The 26270-nt window shown below is 35.1% G+C and carries 23 protein-coding genes, 2 tRNA genes, 1 other RNA gene and 1 pseudogene; 17 read left to right on the top strand and 10 right to left on the bottom strand.

Annotation, left to right across the window (positions count from 1 at the left end; genetic code table 11):
- Positions 1-5: 5 nt before the first annotated feature.
- Both NF27_RS10290 and NF27_RS10285 read right to left on the bottom strand, forming a co-directional pair.
- Complete coding sequence (locus NF27_RS10290; RefSeq protein ID WP_039459315.1) at positions 6-1856, bottom strand: sensor histidine kinase; 1851 nt, start codon at positions 1854-1856, stop codon at positions 6-8.
- A gap of 24 nt (positions 1857-1880) precedes the next feature.
- Positions 1881-1957 (bottom strand) — tRNA-Pro (locus NF27_RS10285).
- Between the two features lie 231 nt (positions 1958-2188).
- Here NF27_RS10285 and pdxY point away from each other — a divergent pair.
- Positions 2189-3031, top strand: a complete 843-nt coding sequence (gene pdxY, locus NF27_RS10280; RefSeq protein ID WP_068982032.1) for a pyridoxal kinase — start codon at positions 2189-2191, stop codon at positions 3029-3031.
- Here pdxY and NF27_RS10275 read toward each other — a convergent pair.
- The gene (locus NF27_RS10275) at positions 3018-4181 is read right to left on the bottom strand and encodes a multidrug effflux MFS transporter (RefSeq protein ID WP_039459312.1); all 1164 of its coding nucleotides are present in this window, start codon (positions 4179-4181) and stop codon (positions 3018-3020) included. The genes pdxY and NF27_RS10275 overlap by 14 nt on opposite strands.
- 494 nt (positions 4182-4675) lie before the next feature.
- On the opposite strand from NF27_RS10275, the gene NF27_RS10270 reads away from it, so the two are divergent.
- The 3 genes from NF27_RS10270 to NF27_RS10260 all read left to right on the top strand — a co-directional run bounded on the left by NF27_RS10270 (position 4676) and on the right by NF27_RS10260 (position 6725).
- Positions 4676-5518, top strand: coding sequence for a hypothetical protein (locus NF27_RS10270; protein ID WP_039459310.1), 843 nt, complete (start codon positions 4676-4678; stop codon positions 5516-5518).
- A gap of 80 nt (positions 5519-5598) precedes the next feature.
- Positions 5599-6147 carry an outer membrane protein gene (locus tag NF27_RS10265; RefSeq protein ID WP_039459307.1) on the top strand — a complete coding sequence of 183 codons (549 nt, stop codon included), beginning with the start codon at positions 5599-5601 and terminating at the stop codon, positions 6145-6147.
- Positions 6148-6392: 245 nt separating this feature from the next.
- Positions 6393-6725 carry a DUF2793 domain-containing protein gene (locus tag NF27_RS10260; RefSeq protein WP_039459305.1) on the top strand — a complete coding sequence of 111 codons (333 nt, stop codon included), beginning with the start codon at positions 6393-6395 and terminating at the stop codon, positions 6723-6725.
- Here the strand turns inward: NF27_RS10260 and NF27_RS10255 are convergent.
- Both NF27_RS10255 and NF27_RS10250 read right to left on the bottom strand, forming a co-directional pair.
- Positions 6718-6936 (bottom strand): hypothetical protein, encoded by a 219-nt coding sequence (locus NF27_RS10255; RefSeq protein ID WP_161791864.1) that lies wholly within the window; start codon positions 6934-6936, stop codon positions 6718-6720. The genes NF27_RS10260 and NF27_RS10255 overlap by 8 nt on opposite strands.
- Before the next feature lie 8 nt (positions 6937-6944).
- Positions 6945-7499, bottom strand: a complete 555-nt coding sequence (locus tag NF27_RS10250; protein ID WP_039459300.1) for a DUF1176 domain-containing protein — start codon at positions 7497-7499, stop codon at positions 6945-6947.
- Positions 7500-7566: 67 nt separating this feature from the next.
- Between NF27_RS10250 and NF27_RS10245 the strand changes: the two genes are divergently transcribed.
- A complete protein-coding gene (locus NF27_RS10245) occupies positions 7567-8718 on the top strand; it encodes a D-alanyl-D-alanine carboxypeptidase family protein (protein WP_039459296.1) in 1152 nt (383 codons plus the stop codon).
- A 118-nt stretch (positions 8719-8836) separates the two neighbouring features.
- The gene (locus NF27_RS10240; protein WP_039459294.1) at positions 8837-9694 is read left to right on the top strand and encodes a P-loop NTPase family protein; all 858 of its coding nucleotides are present in this window, start codon (positions 8837-8839) and stop codon (positions 9692-9694) included.
- A gap of 51 nt (positions 9695-9745) precedes the next feature.
- On the opposite strand, the gene NF27_RS10235 is transcribed toward NF27_RS10240, so the two are convergent.
- The 4 genes from NF27_RS10235 to NF27_RS10225 all read right to left on the bottom strand — a co-directional run bounded on the left by NF27_RS10235 (position 9746) and on the right by NF27_RS10225 (position 14147).
- A complete protein-coding gene (locus tag NF27_RS10235) occupies positions 9746-10618 on the bottom strand; it encodes a lysophospholipid acyltransferase family protein (protein WP_039459291.1) in 873 nt (290 codons plus the stop codon).
- Positions 10619-11002, bottom strand: a complete 384-nt coding sequence (locus tag NF27_RS10230) for a histidine triad nucleotide-binding protein (RefSeq protein WP_410518036.1) — start codon at positions 11000-11002, stop codon at positions 10619-10621.
- A 22-nt stretch (positions 11003-11024) separates the two neighbouring features.
- Positions 11025-11350, bottom strand: a transfer-messenger RNA (tmRNA) gene (ssrA, locus tag NF27_RS11655).
- Positions 11351-11384: 34 nt separating this feature from the next.
- Positions 11385-14147: a sodium:solute symporter family transporter gene (locus tag NF27_RS10225; protein WP_039459285.1), complete on the bottom strand. Its 2763-nt coding sequence runs from the start codon at positions 14145-14147 to the stop codon at positions 11385-11387.
- 353 nt (positions 14148-14500) lie between these two features.
- Between NF27_RS10225 and NF27_RS10220 the strand changes: the two genes are divergently transcribed.
- From NF27_RS10220 to trmB, 9 genes are all read left to right on the top strand, one after another.
- Complete coding sequence (locus tag NF27_RS10220) at positions 14501-15427, top strand: tetratricopeptide repeat protein (protein ID WP_039459282.1); 927 nt, start codon at positions 14501-14503, stop codon at positions 15425-15427.
- A gap of 28 nt (positions 15428-15455) precedes the next feature.
- Positions 15456-16553: a type IV pilus twitching motility protein PilT gene (locus NF27_RS10215; RefSeq protein ID WP_068982031.1), complete on the top strand. Its 1098-nt coding sequence runs from the start codon at positions 15456-15458 to the stop codon at positions 16551-16553.
- A gap of 5 nt (positions 16554-16558) precedes the next feature.
- The gene (locus NF27_RS10210) at positions 16559-16906 is read left to right on the top strand and encodes a YraN family protein (protein WP_039459278.1); all 348 of its coding nucleotides are present in this window, start codon (positions 16559-16561) and stop codon (positions 16904-16906) included.
- Between the two features lie 220 nt (positions 16907-17126).
- A complete protein-coding gene (locus tag NF27_RS10205) occupies positions 17127-18434 on the top strand; it encodes an ankyrin repeat domain-containing protein (protein ID WP_039459275.1) in 1308 nt (435 codons plus the stop codon).
- Positions 18435-18591: 157 nt separating this feature from the next.
- Positions 18592-20010, top strand: coding sequence for a UDP-N-acetylmuramoyl-tripeptide--D-alanyl-D-alanine ligase (locus NF27_RS10200; RefSeq protein WP_053332784.1), 1419 nt, complete (start codon positions 18592-18594; stop codon positions 20008-20010).
- Positions 20011-22041, top strand: a complete 2031-nt coding sequence (gene ligA / locus NF27_RS10195; RefSeq protein ID WP_039459272.1) for an NAD-dependent DNA ligase LigA — start codon at positions 20011-20013, stop codon at positions 22039-22041.
- Positions 22042-22138: 97 nt separating this feature from the next.
- On the top strand, positions 22139-23023 hold the full coding sequence (locus NF27_RS10190) for a polyprenyl synthetase family protein (RefSeq protein ID WP_039459403.1): 885 nt from the start codon (positions 22139-22141) through the stop codon (positions 23021-23023).
- 12 nt (positions 23024-23035) lie between these two features.
- The gene (metK, locus tag NF27_RS10185) at positions 23036-24214 is read left to right on the top strand and encodes a methionine adenosyltransferase (RefSeq protein ID WP_039459269.1); all 1179 of its coding nucleotides are present in this window, start codon (positions 23036-23038) and stop codon (positions 24212-24214) included.
- Complete coding sequence (gene trmB, locus NF27_RS10180) at positions 24211-24873, top strand: tRNA (guanosine(46)-N7)-methyltransferase TrmB (RefSeq protein ID WP_053332783.1); 663 nt, start codon at positions 24211-24213, stop codon at positions 24871-24873. Before metK ends, trmB begins: the two co-directional genes overlap by 4 nt.
- Before the next feature lie 79 nt (positions 24874-24952).
- Here trmB and NF27_RS10175 read toward each other — a convergent pair.
- Positions 24953-25027: transfer RNA gene (locus NF27_RS10175), tRNA-Gln, on the bottom strand.
- 139 nt (positions 25028-25166) lie between these two features.
- Between NF27_RS10175 and atpH the strand changes: the two genes are divergently transcribed.
- Positions 25167-25715, top strand: coding sequence for an ATP synthase F1 subunit delta (gene atpH / locus NF27_RS10170; protein ID WP_039459265.1), 549 nt, complete (start codon positions 25167-25169; stop codon positions 25713-25715).
- Between the two features lie 19 nt (positions 25716-25734).
- Positions 25735-26270 (top strand): annotated as a pseudogene (locus tag NF27_RS10165) (F0F1 ATP synthase subunit alpha); the annotation flags it as partial.

Below are 26270 nucleotides of genomic sequence, written 5' to 3'. Positions count from 1 at the left end.
CTTACTTAATGTTTTTCTAATCTAATATTAGGAATTGATATTTTTATTTTTGTGCCTTGGTTAACTTTGCTTTCAATCTCCATTTTTATATCATGTAAATCTAGGATACTTTGCGCTATAGTCAACCCTAGTCCTAATCCGCTTTTAACCTTAGTTAATACATCGCCGGTGGTAGAAAACATTTCAGTAATTTTATGTAAATTATCTTCATGGATACCTTGGCCTGTATCGGAAATTTCGATAATAATACCTGCGACGGATTGTAAAGCAGAAATCAGAATATCTCCATTCGGTTTATTAAACACGATACTATTATTAATAAAATTCAATAATACAATTTTTATCTTTTCAGGATCCAGATAAATATATGGTAAATTATGTTGAATATCTAGCTTTAAATTTAGCTTATGTTGTTTGATTTTAGGTATTAATGCATTAAGTGCATTATCTATAATTTCCTTAATACTACATTTGCTCTCATTTAGTTTGACATTACCTGATTCGAAATCCGCTACTGCTATAATATTATTAATTTTTCCCAATAAGTCCCGCCCGGATTGATGGATGATTTGAATATATTCAAAATATTCAGGAAGCATAGGGCCTGCAAACTCTGAGCCGAGTACATCGCATCCACCTATGATATGATTTAGGGGAGTCCTGAGTTCGTGCTGAATATTTCTGATAAAATCTAATTTAGTTTTATTCATTGCCTCAAGTTTTTTAAGTAAAAACTCAAGTTTCTCATTAGCTTCAACTAATTCCGCTTTTTGTAAAATCACTTTTTTTAAACTACTTGCCAAAAGAGATATTTCTTTGGTTGTATATTCATTAATTTCAACTAAACGATCATTAGAGGAAATTTTTTCAGCTACATCCGACAATTCAATTACAGGTTGAACTACAAATTTATTAACAAAAATAAGAATTATTATGCATAGGCAGAAAATTAAGGAAAGGTTATAAAAGGTCTTTTTAAAGCTGGTAAGTAGTAACTCATCCCAGATTATCTCATTGAAAACTACAACTATATAAAAATTTTTTAAATTACGAAGTTTTGTTATAAATATGCTTTCAGCATCTTTAGACCAAGGTATTGCCGTAATATCAAGATGATTATAATTTTTTGAATTAATAAATTTTTTAATAAAATTATTTAAATTCTCCGATATGATACTGCCCTTTGACTTGATGATAACCTTGCCTTCTTTATCAATAATAAAAAAACTGATATTTTTATTATATATTTCGATATTCGAAAGGTGCTGTTCAAGTTTAAATAGCTCAAACCCTGAAGTTATGGTTCCCAGGTACTGTCCTGCTTCATTGGTTATACCCATCCCGAACGGTATAACTTTAGTTCCCGTGACAATATCCGTTTTATAAGATCCTATACGCAGCTTCCAAGGTTGAGTAACCGTATCGGGGAGAAAATGTCGAGTAGAAATATTTTTATATGGTGATTTCATAATGCCGAGTCCGGAATCCACCCTTATATTAAAAGCATTATCACTCCAAATTATTGCGCTCCAAGTAACTAATTCTTTAACGCTGGATTGATCATGGAATGTATCTAATAAATTTAAAATTTTTTGGTTATCATCAGCATTGAATTTTACGATTAGCTCTCCGATGTATGAAATAATGCTTCTTGCATTATCAAAAGGATCGGTAAAACTTACCTCAATGCTTTCAGCTGCATTAGTTAATTTATCTTTTATTATGGAATAATTAATGGATTGTAAATTGCTGATATACCAGGTGATTAAGATTAAAAAAAGTACTACTTCTAATATTATAAATTTGGTAATAAATTTAGCAGGCTTTTCTTTGTGTTTAATATACTGGTCTTGCAAGGCTATTTCCTACAGTAATATTCATGGTCGGGGCAGAGAGATTCGAACTCCCGACCCTCTGGTCCCAAACCAGATGCGCTACCAGGCTGCGCTATGCCCCGAACAGATCTAAGTGATATAGCAAGTTTTTTATTATTTTGCAAGGTGATAATTACAAGGTTTTGATAGAAAAAGCAATTTTTTACTATTATTAATTCTCTTAATAAAGTTACAAGCGATAAAAAGAGGGTATAAATCATTTGAAAGCTCAATGTATTTATAATTACTAATTTAACTACCTAAATAAATATGATATTTTTCCTTCTAAATTATAAACTAATATTTCTTTTAAAATGAGCATCATCTCCATTCAATCACATGTGGCATACGGCTATGTAGGCAATAAAGCGGCAGTGTACCCTCTGCAATCGATGGGGCATGAAGTGCTGCCGATAAACACGGTACAATTCTCCAACCATACGGGTTATAAAAAATGGCAAGGGGAGATATTTACTAGAGATCATATTAGAAACATTATCAGAGGGATAGAAGACATAGGTGCCGACAAAGATTGCCAAGCTATACTATCGGGCTATATGGGTAGCCATGAAATATGCTCGGAAGTATTTGAAATAGTAAAAAAGTTTAAATCTAAGAATGAAAATATTCTATATCTTTGTGATCCCGTAATTGGTAACACCTCATGTTATGTGAAGCCTGAAGTATTAGAATTTTTTAAAGCAAATCTACAAGCTGATATTATAACCCCGAATGAATTTGAAGCTGAAATTCTTTCAGGGATTAAAATAAAAACTACAAAAGATCTAAAAGATATAGCTGAATATTTTCATGATAGGGGGGTAAAGATAGTAGTGATTACAGGCTTAAATCTGAAAGAGTTATCTGAGAGCGGTTTATATATCTTTATGTCGGATCAAGTGCATACTTTTGTAACAAGAACAGTAGAATATAATTTTAATACCCCTCCCAGCGGTACCGGCGATTTATTCTCCGCGCTGTTTTTAGGTAATTATCTTTCAACTAAAAGTGCAGTACAATCCTTAAAGCGTAGCGTATATTTTATTGATCAGGTGATAAAAAATACTTTTACCGCTAAAAGCAGAGAGCTGAAGATTATAAGTGCTAACTATGCTTGCATTGATGAAACTGCTCTTCCTGATGCTATAGAAGTTTAATTATAAATAATTTTTTTCTTATTAGGTTGGCGGTTAATAATACTGTAACCATACTTAAAACTAAGATTATTAATCCGAGGTTTACGGGGCTTCCGTTATAAATATAATTTGCTAGCCAAGTAACCGCGGAACATAATAAATATCTTATACTCATGATTAGTGAGGAAGCTGTGCCTTTAATATCAGGAAATATTTCTATTGAGCGGGCAAAGATGAGTGGGTAAAGAATAGCAAAGCCTATGCAAAAAAGAGCCATCATTAAAGTAAGATAATTTTCCGAAGGGGCGGCAGGCATCATGGTTGAGCTAATTGAAATCAAGAATAATCCCAAATAAATTGATTTTTTAACTCCCAACATATTCGTGATGTTACCTGATATTAAACTGGTTAAGGCAAACGCAGCGGCAATTATGCCTTGATGGATTGTATAGGTAAGAATACCAAGCTTAAAAGTTTTCATATAAAGAAACGGTGCGATTGCGACAAATGCTATATAGCAGCCATAGAGCAAGCTTGGAATTACAGCAGTGCTGATAAAGACAGTGCTTGATAATATTGCTCTAAAATCATTAAGGGTTGCGTTTAAGTTAAATGATTTCTTTTGTTTTTTAGTTTCCGGTAAAAAAAGTAATAATAATATCCATGACATAATACATATCAATGCAACCGCTGCATAATTTCCGCGCCAACTAACTGCCTGATTAATAAAACCGCCTAGAACCGGGGAAAGTGCCATGAGAGTAGTGAATACGGCATTCATAATGCCATATAGCCTTGCCGCTTTATTTGTATTATATAGATCAGCTATAATAGCTGAAACAACAACTGCAGAAGTTGCAGCTCCCGCTCCTTGAATAAAGCGAAACAAAAGTAGCCAATTTATTGATGGCGCAAAAACACAAGCAACAGCACCAATTGTAAGGATGGCATTGCCGATCAGCATAATGCGCCTACGCCCGAAGTTATCGGATAAAGCCCCATACACTAATGAAGCTAAGCAAAAAGCAAATAAGTTATAAGTAATAGTTAACCCTACTCTATATTCGGGGACGATAAAATATTTCGCTATATCAGGAAAACTCGGTGCAGATATCTCAAGTTCTATACAGCTGTTGATGAGTGCAATTATAAGTAAAAAATTTAGTGTCATGCAAATACCTCTTGTTAATTGGTTCGGTTAATCTGTTATGTTATGATTGATTGTGTTTTTATGAATAGGTAGCAATAGTATTTTTATAGCTGCTAGCTTTATAAGTATATAGATATTCGGTTTGTAACCTAAGTTTTAGCTAAGTATTATAATTAATAAGTATGATTTAAAGCTAGTCGTTTATTTTAAAGATTTAGCTTATAATGCTAGATGTAACTGTGTATTATTCTTTTTGCTGTTTTTTACTGCACCGGCTTAGTCTTATGGTATATGTGCCAATATTTTAGAGAAATTGTTAAGAAATGGTTTATATTTTGTTAACATGGTTGACATAATAATTTTGCTCTTTATAAATTTAGGTAGGTGATTACTACATATATGTAGTGAAAATAGAGATTAATAAACCACCATAAATTTATGAGGTAAATAATGGGATTATTTGAAAAATTGGATCAAGGTAAAAAAATGCAGAAGCTCCAATTAAGCTTGATATCATGGCAACAAACGCAGCGGCGCGGGGCTATTCAGCTAGCTTTCTTGATCAGTTGACTACTGCAGGGGGTGAGCTTATTGCAGGAGATGTTACTGCATTAGCGCGCGATGCGAAAGTAGCTGGACTAAACATACTTAACACTAATAAAGCAACAATAGGCTTTAGTGCTGATATTACTGATGTAGCTACAGCTGGAACGGCGAGGACTGAATTAGAAGCTAACAAGGTTCAAGCTGCTGCAGTAGATGTGCTTAACACCAATAAAGCAACCATTGGTTTTACAGCAAATATTATTGATGTAACTACCGCCGGAGACGCAAGAGTTGAGTTGGAAGCTAAAAATGATAAAGTTGCTGCAGTGGGTGTGCTTAACACCAATAAAGCAACTATTGGCTTCACAACTGATATTATTAATGTTGCAACAGCCGGAGCTGCAAGAGTTGAGTTGGAAGCTAAAAATGATAAAGTTGATGCAGTGGGTGTACTTAACACTAATAAAGCAACAATTGGCTTCACAACTGATATTACTAATGTTGCAACAGCCGGAGCTGCAAGAACTGAATTAGAAGATAACAAGGTTAAAGCTGATGCTTACGAAACAATAGATACCGCTAATACAGCGAATTTTAAAGCTGCTACAACAGTTGCACAGCATGCTGCCGCTGTAAATGAGGCTTTAGCTCAATTAATAGTGATATGTCAAGGTGATGGAACCCCAACTCAAACAGAACTAACTGCTGGTGTATATACTGCATGTAAAGCTGCTTGTGATGGTGCTGATGGCTTCCATTTTGCTACCGGTTGGACAATAGACGGCAGTGACCTTTGCACATTGCCGGTATAATAAGTATAAAATCAGTTCTTATTTAAAAGAATAGGAACTGATTCAATAATTATAAATTTAATAAAAAAGGACAAATATATATGAAAAAGAAAATTGTAAACTTAGCAACATTTGCAGCTATTGTCTCAGCTCCGCTTTTAGCAAATGCTGAACTCAATGCACCCTATCTGAAACTTGATCTAGGTATGTCTATGCCTACTAAGCTAAAAGGTGAGGATTATGGTAACAAAAAGCCTGATAATAGTGCACACTACGGGATAGGTTTCGGGTATAAAATTCATGAAAACATGAGAGCAGATTTCACTCTTTCCAGAATGCATAATTTCAAATTTTCTGAGACACTCAGCCAGGGTGCCAGATCGGCAGCTGTTAAGCAAAACCTTCATAGTAATGTAGGTATGTTAAATGTTTATGGTGATTTCGGAAATTATAGCGGTATTGCACCATATGTAACCGCCGGTATTGGTTTTTCTCATAATAAGACTAAAGATTTTAATGTTACTAATGCTAACCAATATTATAAAGGTGCTGAGAAAGTTAACTTTGCTTGGAATTTAGGTTTAGGTGTTTCTTATAAAATGGATGAAAATGTTTGTTTAGATTTAGGCTCTATAAATATTATGATTTAGGTAAAATAACTACTTCTGAATCTTTAGTAACCAATTCAAATCCAGGGTATTCAGCAGCACTAACCAGCAAGCTTAAAGCTCATGCTATCACCGTTGGTGTAAGATATAATTTCTAATATATCTTTTTTAACTACCACTAAAGTGCGCTCGTAATAAACCTTACGACGCACTTTTTTTATATAGGGACTCCCGTAAACATGTTTACTTAAATATAATTCAGATAAACCAATCTAAAAATTATATTTATGGATAATAAATCTTCTACTTTTTTAAGACTTTCACAAAACCAATCCCAAAAAGAAATTATTATTAATGAAAATTTCGTATTACTGGATAAGCTGTTTAATAAATATATAAAGAGTATTAAGCTTTCATCACCGCCGCTGGAAGAGGTACAACATTATTTATATATTGTTGGACAAGATGCAAAAGATGAATGGAGCGGGAAGGAAAATAGAATAGCATACTACCGAGATACTTGGCAATTTATAGAACCAAGAGCAGGGGCATTTTTCTTTGTTTATGAGGAAAAAGCTTTTTACGGATTTAATGGTAATAACTGGGAGAAGCTCACTTAGGGGTGCTTTGCTTAAATTTTCTGATCAGCTCATCAAGGTTTATATCTTTAAAGTTACCTTGTAAATTAGCCACCAATGCATTTATTTGAGCTAATATAGCATTTTGATCTAGTTTCATTATCGCGCCGTAAGCAATCGCCGCAAGCAGCGCCATGGTAACTATTAAACTTTTTAAAGCACCGAACATTATATATTCCCCCTTCTTTATCACCAATATAATTAATTATAAAAAATTAAACAGTTTTCTTCCATATATTTTAATGCCTCAGTCATTCCTTTCAGCGAATAAAAATCTAAAGCGGTATCATCCGAAACATTATAGCTTCTGACACTTAAGCTACGCCCGTCCTTAATCATATCTTCTATTATTGCCTTATCCTGCGTGCTTGAATAAGTCCAAGCATAATTAGGCAGGGCAGAATTAAGCAGGTATGAACGGTTATTGGTTTTTAAAATTATCTCATTGTTTTTATCAATTAAAAATCCGGGGTTTAAAGATATGGAATATTGCTTTTTCCCTTTAAATGAAATAATCAGATAGGGAGCTTCCCTCACGCCTTCAAATGCTTTTGTTCGATAAGGCGACGCAAATGCATAGCATTTTGTAGTGTTATTAGAAACTTGATGATAAACTTCCCAATCCTGAAAAGTTTTAACTAATTTTAGTTCTGTCTGAGGTACATACACGTACCTTTGGTTCAAATCCTGCTCATCGGCATTTGCATTTGCTTGAGTTAGTAGTAGAAGTAGTATAAAAATAAAACATCTTTTCATTGCATGCGCCTTTTAAAATGCTAATATATCTCTTTAATTATAGATAGTAATCTTTAAAGGTTAAGAAATGATTAATCTTAAAACATATATTCGATATTTTGTCATTATTTTTTCGACAATTTTAGCTGATAATGCTGCTTATGCTTTTGAAACCAGTGCTAAACAGGCTTATTTAATGGACTTTAATACAGGGACATGTTTGTTTGACAAAAATGGCGAAAAAAGAATGGTTCCGTCTTCTATGACTAAGGTTATGACTGCTTATGTAGTTTTTAGTAACTTAAAAGAAAATAATATCGACCTTCATGATGAATTTTTAGTAAGTGAGAATGCTTGGAGAACAGGCGGAACAAAAATGTTCGTGAATTTAAATTCTAAAGTTAGGGTTGAAGATTTATTAAGAGGAGTGATTGTCCAATCCGGCAATGATGCATCTAAGGTATTGGCGGAAGGTATACACGGTGAGGAAAGCATATTCGCTGAAAGCATGAATGAGCATGCCAAGCAGATCGGGATGCATAGAAGTAACTTTAAGAATGCTTCAGGCTTGCCTCATGAAGAGCATTACTCAACAGCAAAAGATATTGCTGTTCTCGCGGCAGCTATAGTTAAAGATTTCCCTGAGTATTACAATTATTTTTCAGAGGCTGAATTTAAGTATAATAATATTCATCAATATAATAAAAATACCTTATTAGGTAAGAAAGGGGTAGACGGGTTGAAAACCGGCCATACCGATGCAGGTGGGTTCGGTGTGGTGGTATCGGCAAAGCGGGACGGCAGAAGATTAATTGCAGTTGTAAACGGCTTAAACAGTGAAAAGGAAAGAATAAGGGAAGCTGATAAGCTATTAAGCTATGGTTTCAGTAATTTCTTTAATAAAAAACTATTTAGTGCTGATGAAGAAGTAACAGTGGTAGATGTTTGGTACGGTAAGCAAAATGAACTAGCAGCAGTTGCTGCAAAAGATATAGAAGTAGTATTACCGAAAATTATCGGTAAAAAGAATAAACAAACTACTAAGGTGGTTTATAATTCACCTATAAAAGCTCCGATTAAGAAAGGAGATATAATCGCTCAACTTAGAATTGAAGAGAATAACCAAGTGCTCTTTTCTACGGATTTAGTCGCAAAAGAAGATGTAGCGCAAGCAAATATATTGGGTAGAGCTACGCAAAATATCAGATATTATTGGAATAAATATATCAAATCTAAATAAAATATGCGTATAGAAAAATAGAATGCATAATTATATATAATATCATTTTTTTAATTAACTAAAAATTAACTTTTATATACTATTATATAATAATTATTGTTATATTGAGAAAGTAGATATGTTTTTTTTTCCAACTGAACCAAGCCAAACTAGCCGCAGCAATACAAAATTTTTAGAAAAAGAAAAAGTTAAAAAAGCTACGGAAAAATTTAAAGAAGGTTTAGAAGATAGAATTGAGGATATCATTGAACAGCTGAAAAAAGATAGATCAAATACGAAAGCAAACATTCCTGAAGATATAAAGAATAATGTAAAAAACAAATTAAAAATAGAACTTGCTGAAAAGGTTGGTGAATACTTTTCAAATTTAGATGTTCCATTAGAAGTTAAATTCGATCCTGCTAATAAAGCTAGTCCTTTTTTTATAGTTTCTGCTATAGAAAGCTTGAAAAACCCACAACAAGACTCGAAAGGAGATAATAACCAACATGCTTCTCAAAATATCCCGCAAGAGTTACAAGAAAAAATTAAGGCTGCTAACCTTTTAGAGGATAAGTTAAATAAAAATTCTAGAGAGCTGGATAATATTATTAATTCTTGTGTAGATAATTTAGCAGCAAGTATAGAACAAGGAAAGGGTATTGATTCGGCTAAAAAAGACCTGCAATCTAAAATAGCAATAGCTGTGGGGACTATAGTAACCGTCGTTGCTGCCGCAGCTGCAATTGCGGCCGGAGTCGCGCTTGCGGTTCTTGTACCGGGTGCAGGCCTTGTCGCAGGGCTTATTCTTGCTATAGAAGGACCTATGGTAGCCGGGGTTGTAGGTGGGTTAGCTACTTGGGCAGTTAATGAGGGCATAAAATATAGTAAAGGCGAGGTGACAAGAGACGGGGTTAGCCAACTTGAATCTATGTGTAAAGTAATGGAAAAAGCCGGAGAATTAGTACAAAAACAACCTGATAGAGGAAGAGCATAACAGATATTAATTACTAAAACTTAAGGCTTTTGCAGGAATCATTATCTTTTATCAATCATAATAAAGTTTCTTATCCCAGCGTTTATGAACCCAAAACCATTGGGTCGGGTCTTTTCTAATCCATTGTTCCATTTTTAGGTTAATTCTACTCGTAATGGAATGAGTATTTTCTTCTGTACTTGCAATTATAGCCGGGAAAATTTCAATTTTATATTGCGCTCCCCTAATACGTGTAACGCAAGCAAGGTAAATCGGGATATTAAACTTTAAAGCCAGATTCGCCGGAGCCGAAGTAGTTCGGGCGGGAAGATTAAAAAAAGGTACTTCAATGCCGTCATTAGTCTTCTGATCAACCAGCATGCCGATTAAGTGCCCTAATTTTAAGCTCTCCATAATTTTGCGTATACCGCCGATCCCTTTTTTTATTAAAAGTATTCCATGCTTGTGGCGCGCTCTGCTAATTATATAATCTACAAAAGGATTATTAGCCGGCCGATAAACCAGTGAAAGATTTAAATTATTTTCCTTCAAGAAACGCGGAAAAATTTCCCAATTACCATAATGGGCGGAAAGAAAAAGTGCACTTTTGACCTTTTGAAAGCCTCCGTTTGAATAATCGCATATGGTTACCTGCTCGGTAAACTTTTTTGAAGACATGGTTTGCCAGTGAGGAATCTCACCAATCACTCTCCCTAAATTATTCCACATTTTTTTTATTATTTTATGTTTCTCTTGCTCGCTAAGGTTCGGAAAACATAAGGTAAGGTTTTTATAAGCTACCTTGTTCGCTTTAAATAGACATCCTATTATTTCAAGTAATTTACCGCTTAAGGAAGATGCAACTTCCAGAGGCAATAAGTAGCAAACCAGAAAGTATATGCAAGCAAGTAAAGCTTCCGATAAATATTTTATTTGCTTCAGCATTTATGAATCTTTGTGATATTGATCATCAGCAACTAATGCACCAAGCTTAGTTTTGCCCAATATATGTAGATGAAAATGAGGTATGGTTTGCATTCCGTCACTACCATGGTTGGTAATTAATCTGTATCCGCTTTCAGCAAGGTTGAAATCATGTGTAAGGGTTCTAACCATTTTAAAAAAATGTGCAATTTCCTGCTCGGAGGCTTTTAGAATGAAATCATCATAGGAAGTATATTCTCCCTTCGGAATTACTAAAATATGAAGTGGAGCAGCCGGATTAAGGTCATGGAAAGCAATTATATTATTATCTTCATAAATCTTATTACAAGGAATCTCATTTCTTATAATTCTAGCAAAGATATTATCGCTATCGTATTTCTTCACTTTTATCCTATTAATAGTTAAAAGAAGGGGCTTTCTGTTGCCCGGTAGCCCCCAAACCGCTAATGATTAATTCACACTTAAGCTGCTAGAGCCATAGGAGCGAATCTTTCATTGCTAGCAAAATTATCGTTTGCATTTACTATTTTGACCCATAATCGGTGGTATCATACCGGGTAAAATCTACTTTTTTTAACGCCTGTCGAAGCTAGTTCGCCCCCATAATTTTTTAATGGTGGAGGCGTCGGGTACCGCCCCCGAGTCCAAAACGCCTATTATAAGCGACATTTATTACCATAGTCATTGCTGACAATTATAAATATAATACATTTTTATGACTTCTTCAATCTTTATCGGACGAAAATAATCATTTTACTTGATGCTGCTAACCGGCAGTTACCAATATAGATTTCTCTTCTTCTTTTAGTTCTTCATTTTTGAGCTTCTTCGGAAACTCTAAAGTAAATTGAGTATATTTATTTAGCTCTGATTTACAGTAGATACCCCCTTCCATATCTTCCATAACCATTCTACAAAATGCTAATCCGATTCCTGTGCCATCTTTACTTTTAGTATAAAACCTATCAAATATATATGGTAAATCTTGGCTAGGTATACCTCTTCCATTATCCTCAAAAATCAATTTGTTATCCTCAGTCCAAATCTTAATATTTACGTTTTCTCCGCCGTATTTATATGCATTATTAAAAAGGTTTTGGAAAACCTGCTCCATATAATGCATAGATCCGTAAAACTTGAAGTTGCAGGGAATATTAACATCTATATTTTCAAGCTTAGCAAATTCTCTCCCGAACTCTACCAACACATGGTCTATGCAATCTATTAAATAATACTCATTTTTATCTTCAGCGATCACCGAGCTTTTCAAAGACATTAGTAGATTGCCTACCGTATTTATTCCTTGCGAGCTAATTTTTCTTAAGGTTAAGGCTAAATCTTTAAGTTCGGAACATTCCTTTAAAACAGAATTGCCGGATGAGCCGGATTCCAGAGTTGAAATCATTCTTGATAAAGTAATATCTATATGCTGAGCGCACATATCAATAGCAGCAAGAGGAGTTTTTACTTCATGTGCCATTGCGCCGCCGAAAAAACGCATTACCTCTAATTTTTCCTCCGTATCAATTTCTTTACGTCTTGCAAATAATAAACCTATTAATGTAGCAAAAACACAAACATAGATAGATAAATAAACAGTATCAAAATCAACCTGAGGGATAGGTGCACCGATTGCCGCCTCATAAAATAGATAGCCCAGTAATACACCGGTGAGAAATATTATAATAAAACTTGTCCAATCGACAAGCATTGCAAGCAACATAATAGCTAAAGTTAAGTTGATCAGCCATTCAACATCCGCACTCATAACAATAAACATAACGGTAGTTACAAATGGCAAACAATACATAAGAGTAAGGTGCCAATACAGGGGGAAATATTTCTTAAATCGTTTAGGCCAATATTCTTTAAATAATAATCCGACGCATAGTAGCCCGGCAATTAACCTTAAGCTAAGCATTACAAAGTAATTAAGCGGTTTTTGATGAGTCCACATAAAGTAAGGCACGATGTAGTTAACACAACAAAATATTCCGAACATTAGATGATTAGCACCAAAATTTTCTACTTTGGTTTTAGAATACCTGTATATATTCTTAGGAGTAGGTAAATGCTTAACTATCATCTTAATCATTTTTTCATAGGTTACAGTGCTAACTTGTTTAGGAGATTCCGTATTCGAGAGAACTTTTGTTAAGCCTTGTTTTAATATAAAAAGCGGGATGATATAACCTAAAAAACCTAGGGCAGCAGTAAATATCGGAATTGCTGACCCCATATTAAGGCTATTTGCTACTATAGATGCAATTATAGAGCAAATGCTGCATAACCAAAAAGAAGATTTTAAAACCCTATAGCCTAAAATGCCGAAAAATAAAGGTATGCCGAATATACTGAGTATAAGAGAACAACTTAATGTTAATATGCTAATAATATTATAATTCCTCATGGCAATCATCATTGCCAACAAACCTGCCGTTAAGGTACATAACTTCATGAAATTAAGTTTGCCGAGCTCAGTCTTAAGGGCTTTTTGCGGCATTACATTATGAGCGATTAGTATACCTGCGGAGTTAAGAAATGAATCTGCGGTGGACATTAAAACTGCTATCATACCGGAAATTGCTAATCCTTTTATCAAAGGAGGAAGGTAGTCGTTTATTAATGAGGGTATCAGCACTCGGGGTTCAGTACTCGGATATAATTTTAATGTGGAAAGGCCGATACAAATTACCATAAATACCATGGCAATTTGCAAAACAGCGTATGCATAGGTAATATGGGCGATTTGCTTATTATTTTGTGCCATTAAAAAGCGCTGGATGATTGAAGGAAAGAAAAGACTAAAAGGTAAGGAGAAAAATAGCCCGAGTAGTAAATATTCATAGAATTTAGGGTGATTTATAATTTGCATATGAGGTTCGGTTCCAATACCGCTAAAAACTTTACCTAATCCTCCTACTTGGTTAGTCGCCACATTAGCAATGATCGGTACCATGATAATCAACATTGCAAATTGGAGAATAGCAGTCACGGTTATCGATTTAATTCCGCCGAAAGTTGAGTAAGCGATAATTAGTCCGCTGGTAATTAATACTCCATAAGTATAGTTTATATTTAAAATATTTGCAGCCAAATGCCCAAGCGCGATTAATTGCATTGCAAGTAATGTAGTGCAGGCTATGAATCCGGCAATCCCTGAAAACTTTTCAGCCTTAACTCCGTAAAAGTATTTTATCAGGTCGCTTGCTGATATCATGCCGTCAAATCTGCCATCAAATTTTGGTGCGATATAATAAGCCATTATTAGGGCGCTTATTATCGGTCCTATCATAGCTAAAAGATAAACTATCCCATCCTCGAATATTTGAGCAACATCTCCGGTAGTAGAGCCTCCCCCAACCATCGTTGCAAGCAAAGTAATAAGTAATACTGGTGTACCGAATGATTTATTGGCAATGGCATATTCTCTTATGTTTTTGAGGTCTTTGCCGGCAATTATTCCAATTACTAAAGTAGCCATCAAAAATATAAGAACTATGGTTTTATCTATATCAAAATATTGCATTATGTAACCCTGTTCTACCACTAATTATAAATATATCGCTCCAGCTACCTAAAAATCATTTTACAGATAATAAAGTTTTTAACTAAGCTTTTAAAGCTTAAGTGCCCATATAACTTACGGCCATTAGGCAAATTAGTAATAAATTTTTAATATTATTGCAATCTTTTTATAAATAAAACATATGAAGCATGCTTCATATGTTTATGAAGAGCTTATGTCCAATAAGCTAAAAGCCATAATATATACGAAATACAATATAACTTAAGAATGGATAAATAGTTTGAAAATTAAACTAAAAATCATTACCTTAATATGTATTAAGAAAAAAATTACTTTTCAATTAAGTATCTATTATGCTTTATAAATATAAGAAGCTGGTTTTATTATTGTTATATATTTTAGGTATTTTGTTTCCTTATCTTGCTTTTAGTAGCCAGGATATAAAAAAAGTAGCCGATAACAAAGCTTCTAAAGTTATAATCGAGCCGAATAATATACCTAAAAATACTAATAAAAATTTAACCGAACAAGATCTGATTCATACTATTGCGGAAGCTATTAAACCGCCTATACCTACTAAAGAAGGAGTGGAAATTAATTATGGGTTTACTCCTGCCGTCCCGGTTAATCTTGGAGGAAACGCTTCTAAAAGTACTAATTTAAATATAAAGATTGAGAATCAATTAACTGCTGAACTACCCCTGGTTGAAATTATTAATAAAGGCTACCGAGCTGCTTTAGCCGGACACTATGAATCAGCAATTTTTTTATATAAAAAAGCTCTTGTACATGATTCGGATAATATAAATATTCTTTATAGTTTAGGTATTATGTACCATAAATTAAGGCAATTTAAAGAGGCTAAGTATTATTATAAAGAAGTACTGAAGCTCAAGCCGGATCAACCGAAAGCGCTGCATAATTTTTTAGCGGTAATTGCTGAAGAATCGCCGGAGAAAGGCTTGCAGGAACTAATGCTACTTAATAAAGCTAATCCGAATTATTCGCCGGTGCTCGCACAAATCGGTATGATATACGCAAGACAGGGAGAATATGATAAAGCTGAAAGCTATCTTAGGAAAGCAATGATTATTTCACCGCAGGAAATTCTTTATAAATATAATATTGCCGTAATGTATGACAAGATTGGTAAATACAAACCAGCATTGAAATTATATAAAGAAATTATTGAAGCAGGAGATTCAGGTGAAGCTTTACCGCAGAGCTTGAATATAATTAAACAAAGAGCAAGATTTTTAACAACAAAAGGGAACGGATAGATAATATTCGAACGGGGGAGATAATTTTATGGACTTAAACAGCTTACTTACCTACGCAAGGGAGCATAATGCTTCGGATCTGCATCTGGCTTGCGGTTATCCTCCGATAGTTAGAATCGGCGGTGTAATGCAAAAGCTGAATGTAAGTCAATTAACTACCGAAGATATAGAAAAGATCTTTTTCTCAATAGCTAATGAGCAGCAAGCTGAAATATTCAAACAAGATTTAGAGTTGGATTTTGCAATTGAATCCAACAAATTTAGATATAGGTCAAATATCTATAGCACAATTAATGGTCCAAGTATTGCGATTAGGATAATCTCTGACAAGATAAGGAACCTGCAAGAATTAATGGTGCCGGCAGTAGTTGAAAGGTTTACTAAAATTAAGAAAGGATTAGTAGTTGTGACTGGTGCTACCGGAAGCGGAAAAAGTACTACACTTGCAGCTATGATTGAGCATATTAATACACAATACAGCAAACATATCATAACTATTGAAGACCCGATAGAGTATAAATTCACTTCTAATAAAAGTTTAATAAACCAAAAGGAAGTAGGCGCTAATACTCACTCATTTGCTAAAGCACTCAAAAGTGCATTGAGGGAAAACCCGGATATAATAATGATAGGGGAGCTAAGAGACTTGGAGACCATTCAGCTTGCACTTACGGCCGCGGAAACAGGACATTTGGTTTTCGGAACATTGCATACCAGCTCGGCCGCTAAAACTATAGATAGGATAGTGGATGTTTTCCCGACCAATGATAAACCGATGATCAGGACAATGCTTGCAAGTTCTCTGGAAGGAATTATTTCACAGGCGTTACTGCCTAAACCTAACGGCAATGAGCGGGTAGCAGCTTATGAAGTTTTGATTGCAAATTCGGCAATCAGAAATTTAATAAGAGAAAATAAGCTTTACCAAGTTTCTTCTTTAATGCAAATTGGCAGTAAACAAGGAATGGTACTAATGGATCAATCTATTAATGCTCTTTATTCTAAAGGAATGGTTAGCGAGGAAGTTGCTAGAGATTATGCTGCACAGCTTAATAATAAAGAAGAGCAGCCGAAAACTTCGGAAAACTTAGCTTCTCCGTTTACTTATCAGGATAACGAGTTTTAATTATTATGCTAAAATCCTATCAATACGGCTTAAAAGGAGAAGAGTTGGTATGCGAGTATTTAAAACCTAAGGGTTATAAAATCTTATCAATACGGTTTAAAACTGCTTACGGAGAAATTGATATAATCGCTTGTCATGAGGACATTATTATATTTACTGAAGTTAAAGCGAGAACCAAACTAAAACACTATGAAGTTTTATCAAATAAGCAAATCAAAAGGATATCTCAAGCGGCAAATTACTATCTGGCTGAGAACGGTATTAATGATAAAAATGTAAGGTTCGATTTTATATTGTTAGAAGGCAATAAAGTAGTTTCACATATCGAAAACGCGTGGGAATATACAGAATAGTTTTTAAACTAATTATAAATAATCTTTAAATACTTATGCAATATATTTACAAAAGTAAAAAGATGAGCAACCTATAGAATGTTGCAACAGCACAATTAGCTATTATTTTGATTAATCGAAAATATTTAACTAGCTTAATATAAGCTTAAATTATAAATTGTTTCTTTATTTTATATTAAATTATATATTAACTACATAAAAACCAGGTAAATATAAAATTATGAAAAATACCGATAGCCAAGAAAATGAATCAATCACATTGCACGAAGCAGCTAGAATTGGAAATACTGCAAGGATAGAATCTTTGTTAAATGAAGGTGTGGATATAAATTCAAGAGACAGTGATAGGGACACGGCGTTAATGCGAGCTGCCTTAGTAGGAAATTTAGAAGTAGTGAAGTACCTTTTAGCTCATGGTGCAGATCCCGATTTACAAAATAATTATTATTGGACGGCGCTAATGATTGCTTCACTCGAAGGGCACTTTGAGGAAGTAAGATGCCTTGTAGAGCATGGAGCAAATATGAATTTATCAGATATTAATGGGGATACTGCATTAACAATTGCTGAGGTGCATGGGAAATTAGAAATATCTGAATACTTAGTTAAAGCAGGCGCACAACGTCTTGATGTTGTAGCATGGCAAGATAAGATTGAACAAAATTCAATCGCTTTACTCGAGGCGGCTGGAACTGGGGATTTTGTAAAAGTAAAAGCTTTATTAAGTGACGGTGTAGATATAAATTTCAGAAGAGATTATGAAAGAGATACAGCTTTAACATTGGCTGTAGAGGGAGGGTATTTAGAGATGGTAGAGCTTCTTATAGAGTATGGGGCAAATGTAAATTTACAAAATCATGATCTTAATACACCCATAATACTCGCTCTAGGGAAAAGAAGGTTTGAATTAATGAAATATCTTACTGAAAAAGGTGCTAATTTAGATTTACTAAACGTTAATAGTCACACTCTTTTAATGATAGCTACACTTAATGGGGACATAGAAAGAGTGAAATACCTTGTGGGAAAAGGTGCAAATATAGATCTGATAAATGATAATCATGAAACAGCTTTGATATATACAGTATATGCTGAGAAAAAAAATAGGGGGGTAGCTGATATATGTATCAAACAGCTGGAAATAGCGCAGTGCTTAATAGAAGCCGGTGCACACATTGATGTTAAGTTACTAAAGACCGAAAAAGAAAAGTTTTCCGCAATAGGAGAGCTATATGTGATAAATCTTCTTGAAAAGGTAGTTGCTTATAGAAACGGGATATCGACATTAACAGAAGGTATAGGTCAGCGCTTTGCTAATGGGTTGAAAGGGAACCCTTATTATAAAGACTATGCCAAAGGTTATAATAATTTATCTGTCTATATTCCTGAAGAATTAAAAGAAAAAATACTGGATGCCATACCTGATAGGCATTCACAAAAACTTGTGCGCAATCCTTCTATGTTAATGCTTAATAGTTGGGTTGAAGAAATAAAAGAGGAAAGATCGAAGCTGCAATTGAGTATATAGTATATACTATATACAGTTATTATAGTATTTGGGTTTTTCCCCATTCTTTACTTAAGAAAGGTATACTTGTAATCTTAAGCACTAGCTATTTATACTTGCTTTATATGGGTTTTGACCCTAAATTCGGTAGGAAAGTAATTTGTTTGAGGGCTTGAGTATGAATAGTTCTTTAGCTGATAAAGCTCATGAAAATTTTCAGGGAGAGGAAAAAATAATTTGGAATAAAACTTCGCTGGAGCAAGCTTTAGGCTGTGAAGTAAAAGTTTCATTTTCAGCTTGTGGGGTTTCTATAAATTCTAGAACCATTCGGAGGGGGGAAATATTTATTGCAATTAAGGGTGAAAATTTTGATGGCAATGATTTTGCATTTGACGCATTAGAAAAAGGAGCATCACTTGCAATCGTAAGCGGCGTTGATAATAATTTGCTGCATGACAATAAAAAAGTGGTTGTAGTAAAAGATACTATGGTTGCTTTAAATAAAATGGCTAAGTTTGCCCGCAGCAGACTAAAAGGAAAAGTAATCGGAATTACCGGCAGTGTCGGAAAAACCAGCACTAAAGAAATGTTAAAAATAGCTCTTGAAAATCAAGGAAATGTATTTGCCACTGAAGGCTCGTATAATAATCATATAGGCTTACCGCTTTCGCTATCTAAGCTACCTGAAGATAGTGATTATGCAATTATAGAAATGGGTATGAATCATGCCGGTGAATTAGCAGACTTAACTGTGCTTGCAATTCCGGATATTGCAGTCATCACCAATGTAGAAGCCGTACATTTAGAGTTCTTTAAGTCAGTATCAGCCATAGCTGATGCTAAATCGGAAATATTTAACAGTATGCAAGCAGGCGGGTTTGCAATTATAAATTTTGATAACCCTTATCACCAGATATTAGTTAGTAAGGCGCATAATAAACAGCTTAATGTAGTTGGGTTCAGCGAAACACAAAAAACCCCGGCACGTTTGATAAGCTATAAGTTGGAAAACGGTATTTCGCATATAAAGGCTGAGCTGTTCGGCAGAGAATACGAATATACTATAAATGCCCCCGGAAAGCACTTAGCTTATAATAGTATCGCAGTATTAGCCGCAACTAAGATTGCGGGAGCCGAAGTGGATTGTGCGGCATATAATCTTTCAAAATTTCATAGTGTAAAAGGAAGAGGAGAAATCCATAATTTAAAAAAAATTACCGTACTTGATGAATCTTATAATGCAAGCCCTGTGGCAGTTAAAGCCGCACTTAGCAATTTAGGTAATTATCAATCTAAGGGTGTAAGGCTTATTGCCGTTCTTGGTGATATGGCTGAACTTGGTGTAAATTCAGCAAATTTCCATAAAGAATTAGTTCAGGACATTATTAAAAATAAAATCGATAAGGTATTTACGGTTGGTGCGTACATGAATCATTTGCATGAAGAATTACCGAAAGAGCTGAAAGAAGCTCATACTGATACTTCCGAACAAATGGCTGAAATTATCAAAAAATATGTCAATGAAGGCGATGTTATCTTAGTAAAAGGTCGCCGCACAATGAAAATGGAAAATATAGTTGAAGCTCTAGTAAAGTAAATGAAAAGAAGTTTGTCAGAAGAAATAGCTAATTTACAAAAAGAAATCAGGCATCACGACTACCTATATTATAATCTGAATAGTCCTGAAATTTCAGATGCTAAATATGATGAATTAAGAAAGAGGCTGGAAGCTTTAGAAAAAGAGCTGAAGCGGCAAGGAGGACAAAGTACGCTTGATCTGGTCGGCTTTGAGCCGGATAGGAGATTTAAAAAAGTTAAGCATACATATCCTATGCTCTCACTTGCTAATGCTTTCGAGATGACGGATATAGAGGAATTTATTACAAAAGTTAATCGGTTTTTAGGGCTACCTGAAGATAATTCGCTTGATTTATGTTGTGAGCCCAAAATTGACGGCTTATCTTTCGCCGCCGTATTTGAAAAAGGAAAGTTAGTGAGGGGTGCAACCAGGGGAGACGGAGAATTCGGTGAGGACATTACCCAAAACTTAAAGCAGGTGATAAGCTTTCCTGAGCAGGTGGAATTAAAGGAAGATTTTGAAGTTAGAGGTGAGGTATATATGCTTAAGAGTGATTTCCTTAAGCTTAACGAGATTCAGGAAAAATCGAATAAACAAATATTTGCAAATCCTCGTAATGCCGCCGCAGGTTCATTAAGGCAGCTCGATAGCAGCATTACTAAATCAAGGAATTTGCGATATTTTATTTGGAGCGGAGATATAGGGGGAGTAAGTACGCAGCATCAACTTTTAAACAAGCTTAAAGATTTAAGGTTTTGTATTAATAGCAATATTAAAGTAGCTGGGTCAGTAGAGGAGATTGAAGAATATTATAAGGATATACAATTTAAGCGCAGTTCACTTGATTATGATATAGATGGAGTGGTTTATAAAGTTAATGATTTTGTTTTGCAGAATAGGCTAGGAATAGTAAGTAGGGCGCCAAGGTGGGCGATAGCTCATAAATTCTCAGCTGAAAAAGCGATAACAAAAATAAAAAATATAATTATACAAGTCGGCAGAATGGGGACGCTCACTCCGGTGGCCGAGCTGGAGCCGGTGAATGTAGGCGGGGTTTTGGTATCCAGAGCTACGCTCCATAATGAAGAAGAGATTATTCGTAAGGATTTTAGGATCGGTGATACTGTAGTAGTGCAAAGAGCCGGGGATGTTATACCCCAAGTAATTGAAGTAATTTTAGATCATAGGCCTTCTGATACGAAGGCATTCAGGCTACCTGATTACTGCCCGATATGTGGAAGTGAAGTTGTAAAAAATCCGGATGAAGTTGCTAAAAGGTGCTCAGGCGGGTTAAAATGTAAAGCGCAAGTGATCGAGAAATTAAAGCATTTTGTCTCTCGTAATGCTTTTAATATCGAGGGCTTAGGAGAAAAGCAAATAGAAGAGTTCTATCATGATAACTTAGTTGCTGATCCGATTGATTTATTTACACTTGAAGAGCGGGATATTAAAGCTGATCATAAAATAATGCGAAGAGAAGGGTGGGGGAAAAAATCTTCCGAAAACTTATTCAATGCTATAAACAAGTCACGTGTCATTACCTTAGATAGATTTATTTACGCACTAGGGATTAGGCATGTGGGGGAAGTTACCGCTAAGCTTCTAGCCGCACATTTCAGTAATATAGAATTATTATTAAATGCTTTTAATGTAGAAAATATTGAAGATGAACTTACCAATATCGAAGGTATCGGTGAGGTGATGGCTAAAGAAATTATTCATTTCTTTAAAGATGATTTTAATAGTAATTTGATTGCTAGGCTTTTGGAGTATATTACTGTTTTGGGCTATAGTTTTCCTAAAACAGGTGAGAACGAATACAGCGGTAAAACATTCGTATTTACCGGCAGCCTTAAAAATATGACACGCAGTGAAGCAAAAGCAATTGCCGAAAGAATGGGGGCTAAGGTTGCTTCATCAGTCTCGAAGAGCACAAACTTTGTTGTTGCAGGAGAAGATGCGGGATCTAAGCTTGAAAATGCTAAAAAGCTTGGGGTGAGCATTTTACCCGAAGAGGCATGGATAAATATAGCTAAGCAAATAGGCTAAAAATTATTTAGCAAATTTAGGTGTAAATAATCTTATTAAAGTGTTATAAAGGCACACAATTACTAATTATTTTAAAGGTAAGCCTGTGGGTAGAGAAATGCTTGAAAAATCCATTGAAAGCACTGCGGAACAACTTCACGCAATAATGGATGAATTGCTCCCTGAGCCCAGCGGGTTAATTGAGGATCAATTGTTCAAAGCATTAAGATATGTTGCTCTTTCTCCGGGAAAAAGAATTAGGCCTTACTTGGTGGTGGCAACTTCAAATGCTTTTGGGGTTTCTCTTGATTGTGCGTTAAAGACAGCAGTTGCAATTGAGTTTATCCATGCTTACTCACTAGTGCATGATGATCTACCGGCAATGGATAATGATGACTTTAGAAGGGGGCAACCGAGCTGCCATAAAAAATTTGATGAAGCTACCGCTATTTTAACCGGGGATGCGCTTCTTACTCTTGCTTTTGAAATGCTTGCACATGAATCAACCCATTCTGACCCGGGAGTTAGAACTGAGTTGATATCTAAAATAGCTATTGCATCTGGTTATAGGGGCATGGTCGGCGGACAAATGATGGATTTATTAGCTCAGCATAATACCCTAGAATTTTCCGAGGTTGTGCGGTTACAGCGCATGAAAACCGGAGCATTGTTTGCTGTTTCCTGTGAAGCTGGTGCAATTTTAGGCAAAGCTTCAAAAAATTTAAGGAATGCTTTAAGGGCCTATGCAAATAATATAGGTATAGCCTTCCAAATTACCGATGATCTGTTAGATGCCGAAGGCACAAGGGAAGAAACCGGAAAAAGTGTCAGAAAAGATAAATCTCAAGGGAAAGCAACTTTAGTTTCATGCATAGGAATAGAGAAAGCAAAGGAGCATGCGCTGGTTTTAGCTAAACAGGCAATTGAGCATTTGAACATATTTGATGGCAAAGCTAATTTGTTAAAGGAGCTTGCATACTTTATTGTTGAACGTAATAAATAGATGTAAATGCATATGGGACTAAAAAGAAACAGTTACCTATTTACCAGTGAATCAGTAGCTGAAGGGCATCCGGATAAAGTTTGCGACCAGATATCCGATTCCATTCTCGATACTTTTATTGAATCTGACCCGAATGCCAGAGTGGCATGTGAAACTATGGTGGTACCGAACCATGTTATACTGGGCGGAGAAATCAGTTCGACGCACTTACTTTCGAGGGAAGAGATTGAACGGGTAGTGAGAAATAAGATAAAAGAAATAGGTTATGAACAAGATAATTTTCATTGGAAAACGGTAAAAGTTTTAAATTTTATCGGAAGGCAATCACCTGATATAGCTTTAGGGGTTGATAGTTCAAAAGAAAAGGAAGAAGGTGCAGGAGATCAAGGGCTGATGTTTGGGTATGCTTGCGGGGAAACGGAGGATTTAATGCCTGCTCCTATTATTTATGCGCATAGGATTTTAGAGAATATCTCAGTTGCACGGAAGTTAGGAAAAATACAAGGCTTATATTCAGATGCAAAAAGTCAAGTTACTTTACTATATGACGAAGAAGGATTACCGCTTAAAGCAACCGATGTTGTGGTTTCAATCCAACATCATGCAAGTCTCACCCAAGCGAAAGTTAAAGAAATAATTTATCCTTATGTTGAAGCCACGCTGCCTAAAGGGTGGATGTGTGAGTATGATAGGCTACTCGTGAACCCGACAGGCAAATTTGTAATAGGGGGGCCTGAAAGTGATGCAGGGCTTACGGGAAGAAAGATTATAGTAGATACTTACGGTGGAGCTGCCCCGCACGGCGGAGGTGCATTTTCAGGCAAGGATCCGACTAAAGTTGATAGGTCGGCTGCATATGCGGCGCGCTACCTTGCAAAAAATATTGTTGCCTCAGGTGTAGCTAAGAAATGTTTAATTCAAATTTCTTATGCAATAGGAGTTTCACGCCCTGTTTCAATTTATGTTAATACTTATGGAACCGGCGAAGTAAAAGATAGAGAAATAGCGCTTGCTGCCCCCCAAATAATGGATTTAACTCCTAAAGGTATAAGAATTCACCTTGATTTAAATAAACCTATATATTCTAAAACTGCAACCTATGGGCATTTCGGTAGGAAGCCGGATGAGATGGGGCATTTTACTTGGGAAAAAATAGATTTAATTGAAAAAATAAAATCATACTTAGCATGAATAAAGAAAGAAAATACCTGTCATCATTTGCGCGAAGAATAAGTAGAAAATTATCTCCTTACCAAAAAGAGCTATTGGATCAATTTTTACCTATAGTATTATTTAATCAGGAAAATTTTGAAACTGTACTAAAGAGTTATACGCAAGTTAAGCTGGAAATCGGGTTCGGTAACGGAGATCATATATTAGCACAAGCAATAAAAAATCCTGAGACTTTGTTTATCGGTTGTGAGCCTTATTTAAATGGGGTAACCAGAGTGTTAGATGATATTGAAAACCTTAATTTAAAAAATATTTTGCTTTATCCTGATGATGCAAGGAACGCGCTGGAGATAATAGAGAGCGGCGCATTACAAACAGTTTATATATTATTTCCCGACCCGTGGCCGAAAAATAAGCAAAAAAAACGCAGGGTTATTAATCGAGAAACATTAAGTATGATACATGGTCGGTTAGCTGATGAGGGCGAATTAATTATTGCAACTGACCATAAAGATTATGTCCGATCTATTTTAAAAGATTTGGATGAAATAAAGTTATTCAAATTTAAAAATGAAAATATTGACCTATATAAGCAACCTGAAGGTTGGGTGAAAACTAAATATGAAACTAAGGCCTTAGCAGGCAGAAGCCATTATTTTTTATTAATTAAGCAGTAAAGCTCAATATCATAAAGCCTTAAGGAAAGCCTTTTACACAATGTTTTAATGAACATAAAAAGATTTTAAATAGCAAAAATGGCTGGGATGGCAGGATTCGAACCTACGAATGGCGGTATCAAAAACCGCTGCCTTACCACTTGGCGACATCCCAAAGTTTTAAAAACAGAAACTAATATATTACCTTACTTGCTTTTTGCAAGTCTTTTTTATATGAAAATTATTTTACAGTTATGCTTGTAAGTAGAATAAATGTATGATAATCCTACCCAGTGTTAATATTTAAGTATATTATGGAAGCAGCAAGAAATGTTACCGCTAAGCGTTACTCAGAAGCACTTTTTAGTGCCGCCCAAGGTGTGCATGCTTTAAAAGAGGTGGCTGCGGATTTAGATAAGTTGAAAGTAATCTTTAAGGAGAATCAGCAGTATTTGAAATTCATACTGCCCAAGGTAGTTCCTTCTAAAATTAAAAATATATTTTTAAATACGGCAATTTCAAAGCTTGAGCTAAATGAGATTACACATAACTTTTTAAGAGTGCTTGTTAGGCAAAATAAAGTTTATGCAATTGATGATATTCGAAAGGCGTTCTTTGAAAGCCTTGAAGCGTATAATAATGAGCTTAGAGTTTTTGTTACCAGTGCAATTGCCATGCCTGAGGCAAAAAGTAAAAAACTTTCCGATGAGCTTGAGGCAATATTTAATAAAAAAATAATTCTAAATGTAGTTGTGGATAAAAGCGTTTTAGGAGGCCTTTCAGTTAGAGTGGGGTCGCAATTATTAGATGCAACTTTAAAAAACAAACTACAAAGGATCAGAAAATTAGCTTTACAAAATTAAAATAAATTAGGAGATACTGATGAACGCATCAGAAATATCAGAAGTTTTAAAAAAACAAATTTCAAATTTTGAAAGTGATGCTGAGCTAAGTGAAGTAGGGCAGGTTGTTAAGGTTTCTGACGGGGTAGCGATTGCCTACGGCCTGGATAATGTGCAAGCCTCTGAAATGGTAGAGTTTAGCAGCGGCGTCAAAGGGATGGTGCTAAATTTGGGTGAAGATGGTGTAGGAATAGTAATCTTCGGGGAAGATAGGCAAGTTAATGAAGGTGATATTGTAAAAAGAACTGGCAAAATTATTGAAGTACCGGTCGGCAAAGGCCTCCTCGGAAGAGTTGTCGATGCCTTGGGAAATCCTATAGACGGTAAAGGTGCTTTAACTGATGTAGAATATAAAAGAGTTGAAGTTAAGGCTCCGGGAATTATTGATAGGCAATCGGTAAGCGAGCCGGTGCAAACAGGTATTAAAGCGATTGATAGTTTAATTCCGATCGGAAGAGGTCAGCGTGAATTAATTATTGGTGATAGGCAGACAGGTAAAACTGCTCTCGTTTTAGA

Source organism: Candidatus Jidaibacter acanthamoeba, assembly GCF_000815465.1.
GTDB lineage: Bacteria > Pseudomonadota > Alphaproteobacteria > Rickettsiales > Midichloriaceae > Jidaibacter > Jidaibacter acanthamoebae.
Note: the sequence above shows the minus strand (reverse complement) of the source record. Positions and strands in the feature narration are given on the sequence as shown.

Bases quoted from the DNA above. Each gene is read 5' to 3' on its own strand.
- pdxY (WP_068982032.1), top strand. From the start codon at position 2,189: ATGAGCATCATCTCCATTCAATCACATGTGGCATACGGCTATGTAGGC.
- NF27_RS10275 (WP_039459312.1), bottom strand. From the start codon at position 4,181: ATGACACTAAATTTTTTACTTATAATTGCACTCATCAACAGCTGTATA.
- NF27_RS10270 (WP_039459310.1), top strand. From the start codon at position 4,676: ATGGCAACAAACGCAGCGGCGCGGGGCTATTCAGCTAGCTTTCTTGAT.
- NF27_RS10265 (WP_039459307.1), top strand. From the start codon at position 5,599: ATGAAAAAGAAAATTGTAAACTTAGCAACATTTGCAGCTATTGTCTCA.
- NF27_RS10260 (WP_039459305.1), top strand. From the start codon at position 6,393: ATGGATAATAAATCTTCTACTTTTTTAAGACTTTCACAAAACCAATCC.
- NF27_RS10250 (WP_039459300.1), bottom strand. From the start codon at position 7,499: ATGAAAAGATGTTTTATTTTTATACTACTTCTACTACTAACTCAAGCA.
- NF27_RS10245 (WP_039459296.1), top strand. From the start codon at position 7,567: ATGATTAATCTTAAAACATATATTCGATATTTTGTCATTATTTTTTCG.
- NF27_RS10240 (WP_039459294.1), top strand. From the start codon at position 8,837: ATGTTTTTTTTTCCAACTGAACCAAGCCAAACTAGCCGCAGCAATACA.
- NF27_RS10235 (WP_039459291.1), bottom strand. From the start codon at position 10,618: ATGCTGAAGCAAATAAAATATTTATCGGAAGCTTTACTTGCTTGCATA.
- NF27_RS10225 (WP_039459285.1), bottom strand. From the start codon at position 14,147: ATGCAATATTTTGATATAGATAAAACCATAGTTCTTATATTTTTGATG.
- NF27_RS10220 (WP_039459282.1), top strand. From the start codon at position 14,501: ATGCTTTATAAATATAAGAAGCTGGTTTTATTATTGTTATATATTTTA.
- NF27_RS10215 (WP_068982031.1), top strand. From the start codon at position 15,456: ATGGACTTAAACAGCTTACTTACCTACGCAAGGGAGCATAATGCTTCG.
- NF27_RS10210 (WP_039459278.1), top strand. From the start codon at position 16,559: ATGCTAAAATCCTATCAATACGGCTTAAAAGGAGAAGAGTTGGTATGC.
- NF27_RS10205 (WP_039459275.1), top strand. From the start codon at position 17,127: ATGAAAAATACCGATAGCCAAGAAAATGAATCAATCACATTGCACGAA.
- NF27_RS10200 (WP_053332784.1), top strand. From the start codon at position 18,592: ATGAATAGTTCTTTAGCTGATAAAGCTCATGAAAATTTTCAGGGAGAG.
- ligA (WP_039459272.1), top strand. From the start codon at position 20,011: ATGAAAAGAAGTTTGTCAGAAGAAATAGCTAATTTACAAAAAGAAATC.
- NF27_RS10190 (WP_039459403.1), top strand. From the start codon at position 22,139: ATGCTTGAAAAATCCATTGAAAGCACTGCGGAACAACTTCACGCAATA.
- metK (WP_039459269.1), top strand. From the start codon at position 23,036: ATGGGACTAAAAAGAAACAGTTACCTATTTACCAGTGAATCAGTAGCT.
- trmB (WP_053332783.1), top strand. From the start codon at position 24,211: ATGAATAAAGAAAGAAAATACCTGTCATCATTTGCGCGAAGAATAAGT.
- atpH (WP_039459265.1), top strand. From the start codon at position 25,167: ATGGAAGCAGCAAGAAATGTTACCGCTAAGCGTTACTCAGAAGCACTT.